Annotated in this window: 6 protein-coding genes and 1 tRNA gene; 4 read left to right on the top strand and 3 right to left on the bottom strand. The window is 59.3% G+C overall.

Translation table 11 applies throughout. The features are described 5' to 3' along the window. The 3 genes from ACN0SW_RS20170 to ACN0SW_RS20160 form a co-directional block, all read left to right on the top strand. Nucleotides 1-604: cytochrome ubiquinol oxidase subunit I (locus ACN0SW_RS20170; RefSeq protein WP_417729689.1), on the top strand; the 604-nt coding region annotated here is incomplete at its 5' end. Beyond that, complete coding sequence (cydB, locus tag ACN0SW_RS20165; protein ID WP_417729688.1) at nt 601-1,605, top strand: cytochrome d ubiquinol oxidase subunit II; 1,005 nt, start codon at nt 601-603, stop codon at nt 1,603-1,605. The genes ACN0SW_RS20170 and cydB, both read left to right, overlap by 4 nt. 196 nt (nt 1,606-1,801) lie before the next feature. Continuing rightward, entirely contained in the window at nt 1,802-2,245 is a 444-nt protein-coding gene (locus ACN0SW_RS20160) for a hypothetical protein (protein WP_417729687.1), read from the top strand. 395 nt (nt 2,246-2,640) lie between these two features. Here the strand turns inward: ACN0SW_RS20160 and ACN0SW_RS20155 are convergent, their stop codons facing one another. The 3 genes from ACN0SW_RS20155 to ACN0SW_RS20145 all read right to left on the bottom strand — a co-directional run bounded on the left by ACN0SW_RS20155 (nt 2,641) and on the right by ACN0SW_RS20145 (nt 4,420). Beyond that, entirely contained in the window at nt 2,641-3,405 is a 765-nt protein-coding gene (locus ACN0SW_RS20155) for a hypothetical protein (RefSeq protein ID WP_417729686.1), read from the bottom strand. Nucleotides 3,406-3,874: 469 nt separating this feature from the next. Further along, nucleotides 3,875-3,951 (bottom strand) — tRNA-Arg (locus ACN0SW_RS20150). 79 nt (nt 3,952-4,030) lie between these two features. After that, complete coding sequence (locus ACN0SW_RS20145) at nt 4,031-4,420, bottom strand: hypothetical protein (RefSeq protein WP_339856216.1); 390 nt, start codon at nt 4,418-4,420, stop codon at nt 4,031-4,033. Between the two features lie 577 nt (nt 4,421-4,997). Here ACN0SW_RS20145 and ACN0SW_RS20140 point away from each other — a divergent pair. Then, nucleotides 4,998-5,831, top strand: a complete 834-nt coding sequence (locus tag ACN0SW_RS20140; protein WP_417729685.1) for a 2-keto-4-pentenoate hydratase — start codon at nt 4,998-5,000, stop codon at nt 5,829-5,831. The last annotated feature ends 142 nt before the right edge of the window (nt 5,832-5,973 follow it).

Raw genomic sequence — 5,973 nt, 5'->3', positions numbered from 1 at the left:
CCTGTTCGGGCTGCCGGACATGGTGGCGGAGGAAACGCGCTATGCCCTGGAAATCCCGAAACTCGGCAGCCTCATCCTGACGCACGATCCGGACGGGGAAGTGAAGGGCCTGAAAGCCTGGCCTCCAGAGGACCGGCCAAACTCCACAATCATCTTCTGGTCCTTCCGGATCATGGTGGGGCTGGGTTTCCTCATGGTGGGGCTTGGCTTCTGGTCGCTCTGGCTACGTTATCGCAAACGGCTTTACGAGCCGGGCTGGGTGCATCGTGCCGCGATTCTCATGGGGCCTTCCGGTTTCGTCGCCGTGCTTGCCGGCTGGATCACAACCGAGATGGGGCGCCAGCCTTATACTGTCTATGGCCTGCTGCGGACTGTCGACTCAGCCTCTCCGCTGGATGTGCCGGCGGTAGCCATTTCGCTTGCGGTTTTTGCCGTTGTCTATTTTTTCGTGTTCGGGGCCGGGGTCTTCTATCTGCTGAGGCTGATGTCGCATGAGCCGACCAGCCGTGAAGGCGGATTGCCCGAAACGGAGCCCGTGCGGGCGGCCGGTATGGGACACGGGCCAGGCGTTGCGAAGCCTGCCGCAAAGGAGGACAGGCAATGACGATTGATCTCGCCCTGGTCTGGGCCGCCCTGATCGCCGTCTCGGTGCTTGCCTATGTCATGCTCGACGGGTTCGATCTCGGCGTCGGTATCCTGTTCCCGTTCCTGCCTGAAGAGGAGCATCGGGATACCGCCATGAATACCGTCGCGCCGGTATGGGATGGCAACGAGACCTGGCTGGTGCTCGGTGGCGGTGGATTGTTCGCGGTTTTTCCCCTGGCCTATTCGGTGATCATGCCGGCGGTCTATGCGCCGGTGATCGCCATGCTGGTCGGGCTGATCTTTCGCGGTGTTGCTTTTGAATTCCGGTGGAAGACGGAACGCTGGAAACGGGTCTGGGACTGGTCCTTTACCCTGGGGTCCGCCGTGGCGGCGCTGTCGCAAGGGATTATCCTGGGGGCTCTGCTGCAAGGCATTCCCGTTGCCGGGCGATCCTATGCCGGTGGCTGGTGGGACTGGCTGACGCCGTTCAGTCTGCTGTGCGGTGTTGCGGTGGTGCTTGGCTATGCCTTGCTCGGCGCGACCTGGCTGATCATGAAAACGGAAGGCGAAATCCAGGATCTGGCTTTCCGGCTGGCCCGGATGCCGGCGGCGGGGACGGTTCTGATGGTCGGGCTTGTCAGTCTCTGGACCCCGTTTCTCGACCTGGCCTATATGGCGCGGTGGTTCTCAATGCCCCTGCTATTTTGGCTGGCACCGGTTCCGGTCCTGACCGGGCTTGCCGTGATCAGCCTCGCGTTCGGGCTGGCAAAGCGGACGGACTATCGGCCGTTTCTGTCCGCACAGGCGCTTTTCGTGCTCTGTTTCATCGGTCTCGGCGTCAGCGTCTATCCCTACATGGTGCCGCCTTCGATCACGATCTGGCAGGCGGCGGCGCCCGATGAAAGCCTCTCGTTCCTGCTTGTCGGGACGGCGGTGCTGCTGCCGATGATCCTTGGTTATACGATCTATTCCTACAGGGTTTTCCGCGGCAAGGTGCGTCCCGGTGAGGGCTATCACTGATGCCGCAAACCGCCCGTAAGCTGATCTGGTTTGTTGCGCTTTGGGGCGCGGGCGTTCTCACCGTTTCCCTCGTCGGCGGCATTATCAGGTGGGCACTCGCCGTTAATTGATCGCGCTGCCTCGAGGGCAACACCGGAGGCCCTGAAAGGGGTTGATCTGGACTCATGCTTGCCAGTCGCCATACAGTACGCAATAGATGCATATCGTGACCTGCATGCAGATGTTCGGGGAGATGCGGTCGTTGCTGCCTGATGAAAACTCCTTGCCCCTTGAAGTCTGGCGCGAGACGGATTTTTCCGAAGAGATTCCGCCGGCGGCTATGAATGCGCTTGCCGCCTATTACGAGCTGGCACGGAAGGGGGATCGGGACGGTATTCTGCTGATGATCTCCACGCATCCTGCATTATCCGGTCCCACTCACGTGCTGTTCCAGCTTGATGGCGATCATGTGCAGGTCCTCGACCATGGGGGCGATACTGATCTCGGGATGATCCGCGCGATTGCAAAGATCATTGAAACCGAACTGCGCTTCTCTGAAGACGGTGCCCGCCGCTACACTGTGAGCGCGGGATGCCTTTGCGATGTGACGATCCTGCCTCTTCTCAGGAATGCCGGGCTTTGCCTTGCGGTGGTGGCATGATCTCAAACGGAATGCGTCTGGAGGTTATCAAGGGAGATGTCCCGGCGGCGGTCGTGACATATGACAATCTGGATTTTCGCCTGGGAACGGATAATCAGCTGGCGGAGGTCTTCACTCTGTCGGCGCGAACCGGGAACCCGGGACGGCCGAGCCTTTCCGGGATTTCCTTCAATGAGATTTCGCGACGCGCGCCGGACGTGCTGCCCTATATGCATATCCTGCACACATCGGACCAGCCGGCTACGTTCGAGTTCACGCAGATCGGCTTCGGGACAAGGATGGATGGTGGACACCGGCCCAGATATTTCGGCGAGCTGGTTCCCCATTTGGGCCCGAGGCTGTGGAGCAGCCTCGCCGAAATTTATGCCGATGCCGCCTTCCGGGGGCGGGCAAGCCTATCCGAAGTTCATGCGACGGTCGGCGGGGAGTGGTTCGCGTACCGCCGCCTGATCATGCCGCTTTCGTCCAATGGCCGCGACATCGACCAGATTCTGTGCGCCGTCGTCCATAATACGTTTGAGCTCGAAGGTTTGCTGGCCGGCGATCTCATCGGCGTCGATATCGATGACGAAGAGGCGCTCCTCCTTACCCGTCGGCCGGAAATCTCCGCCCGATAAGGCTAGCCATGAGCGTGGAAAGCCGTAGATGTGGTTGCCGAAGCCGGCATCGGCCAGGCCGGTCAGGATGATGCCGCAATGACGGTCCACTCCCCAGTGAATCACGGACAGGGCACGAACGAGGCGGGGCAAGGCCCATGACAGACCGGTCTTGCGGCTGTTCGGGTGAACCCAAAGCCCGCCTGCATGGCCGATTTTTCCTGAAAGAGTGGCGTCGAGAGGATGCCGGATATAGGGCGCCGCGAACATGCCGGTTTCCTCGACAAAATCCACGAAATCGGGAGTCTGTACCAGACGGTCGCAGATGATCGCCACGGTTTCGGCCTGTTCGTTGGAAACCCGGAGCCAGAAGGCATCCGCCGGCTCATAATCGGCTTTATCCGGGTCGAAAATACTGGAGACCCCAACCGTTGCCGGGCCGGTTTGCATGATGTGTTTCCACTGCCGCATGTCGTTTTCAATGGAAATGCGGTATCCGGACCGAACAATCAGGGCCATCATTTCACGATAGTAGGAACGCGCTGTTTCAATGTGAGTTTGCATGCCGATTCTCCAGTTTATGTATGGAGGACGATAGCATGGAGAATCTGTTGTCTTGCCTCATCTGTGGGTGAAGGTGTTTTTACTCTATGACGCGCTTTCCCGTTGAGTAAATACGCGCTCCTCATCCAGACGAAGACCCGTTTTCTTGCGGTCTATATTGCCGTTGAAGGCATGCGCTCCAGATGACGAGGCTGCCTTATTATTGCCTCTAATCCTTGGTTATTCAGCGCTTTCCCAACGGTTATCTCCCCAACGGTTACCCCATGAAAAATTTTGAAAATGAGAGGGCGTCTCTGATGCCTCAGGTCGTTCGTAAAATCGGCTGGCCCATCCTGATGTGGGCAGGCGTTGCCACGGTTATTGCCGTGCTTGGCCGGTTGTTGCACTGGGCGATTGTGTCCATGTGACAAGGCCAGCCGGAACGATGTTCCGGGTTCCTGTCAATGCGGGCTCTGCTGGCTGAAAAAGATGGTGACCCCGACTGGATTCGAACCAGTGACCTACAGATTAGGAATCTGTCGCTCTATCCTGCTGAGCTACGGGGCCGCCTAGGCGAACGTGATACAGGAGCAGGCCGCGATTGCCAATGGGCGCGACGGGTCTTTGAGCGAAAGTTCGGGGCCGGTCAGGCGGGCAGGGAGCGGTTGTCGTTGTCGGAAAAGTCCTGCAGCGGGCCTTCGGACACGAGGCAGCTGATATAGTGGACCTTTTCGCTGAACAGGTTTGACAGCCATTCTTCGGCGACCTTGCGGGCGGCCGTCAGGCGGTGGCCGCCATCGACCAGCACGAAATTGTCGTCGAGATAGAAGATCCGGAGTGGGTCGGAAGAGGCGTAGCCGTGATCCCGGATCGCGCGGACCAGCTTCCAGAAGCGCTCGTTCTCCCGGTCCATGCCGCGGTCATCATTGATCAGGTGCAGTTTCTCGATCTGGTCAAGCGTCAGGTCCACCTCGGCAAAGCCCTGGTGGCGAATCTGCTTCTTGATCGATTTCTTCACTTTACCTTTGATGACCATTTCGGCCGCCTCGCACCTTCTCTGCACGGGTTACGATTCACTGACTTCTAAATAGGTTCGAACGAAATTAATTTCCAGAAAAAAATGCGCACTCATTGCGCTTATGCATTTTTCGTCATTCGTTCATGCACACCTGTATTCGGCTATGGGATTGATACAATACAATATTATAGGTTTAAGAGTTCTTAAGGACGGTAAGGGTTTTTCAAGGGGGCATCGCTTCCCTGAACAATGCGCCGGACAATGATCTTTCGTGGGTTTTGCTTCTTTCTGCGGGTGATTCGGGTGCGACTGGCGGAACGTCCGGTTGCCCGGATGATTCCCGGGGTTCATTCCCGGGCAGGCCGGCACCGGGTGTTTTCCGGTAGGGGGAGCCCTTTTCCGGTGATGCGCAAAAATGTTCAAAAGAATGTTCGAGTGAGCGATTTCAGGTTTCAGGCGGATCGCTATTCGGCACGGGGGTGCAACCCGGTATTGAGCGGGTGTTCAGGATCGGTGACACTCCCCCGGGCGCAAAAGAACAGTCAGCATGCAGGCGCGCGATGGAGGGAACAAAATGTCGGGAAGCGGTGGAAAAATGGATAAGGAACAGACGGTTGCCCGGCATCTTCTGGAGGAGCATGCGGCAGGCGCTTCGTACCGGACGCTTGAGGGGGCACTGGCGCTCACCGATATCGCAGAAGCATATCGGGCACAGCAGGTTTTCGTCGATTTGTCCCTGAAAGCGCGCGGGGCTGCTGTTGCCGGATACAAGATCGCCCTGACATCCGCCGCCATGCAGGCTTTTGTGGGCGTCGATCATCCTCTGCTTGGCGCCATTCTTGACGACACCATTCAAACAGTGTCGGCTCAAACAGCGTCGGCCGAGATTTCATTGTCCGCGTTTCAGCGCGTCGGCATCGAGTTCGAGCTGGCATTGCGGCTTGGCCGTCCAGTGCCGCCCGGATCCTATGACGCGGAGTCCATTGCGCCATTTGTGGACGCGGTGATCCCGGCCTTTGAGCTGATTGAGGATCGCAATGCGATTTACGAGAATTTCGATGTGAAATCACTGGTGGCCGACAATGCCTGGTCGGGGGGCGTCGTGCTGGGGGAGCCGGTGACGAACTGGCGCGGTTTCGATCTGACCTCCACGCCGACGCGTCTGGAATCCGGTGGGGAGGCGGAAGTGGCGACAACCGGCGCCGCACTGGGCAATCCGCTGACTGCGCTGGCCTGGGCCGCAAACGAGCTGTCGGCGCAGGGGCGGCCGCTTGACGCGGGTATGATCGTGATGACCGGGTCGACCCTGAAGACGCGTTTCCCCGGTCCCGGCGAGCATTTTCTTTATGACGTCGAAGGGATCGGATCGGTCCAGATGTCGACGGTTCTGTGCCCCATATGCGTCGATGCAGCCGCCGGCAGGTGTTGATCGGCGGCGCTCTCGCTGCCGCTGCCACGCTCGGCGGCTGTGCCGGACGCTTTCGTCCCGCGGATCGGCCCTTCTCGCCGGGAGCGGGCCGGCCGCTGGAGCCCTGGCCCCCCTATGCGGCGGGGTCCCGCGGGGGGGTGGA

The organism is Roseovarius sp. (genome assembly GCF_048262375.1).
In the GTDB taxonomy this organism is placed as follows: domain Bacteria; phylum Pseudomonadota; class Alphaproteobacteria; order Rhodobacterales; family Rhodobacteraceae; genus Roseovarius.
Note: the sequence above shows the minus strand (reverse complement) of the source record. Positions and strands in the feature narration are given on the sequence as shown.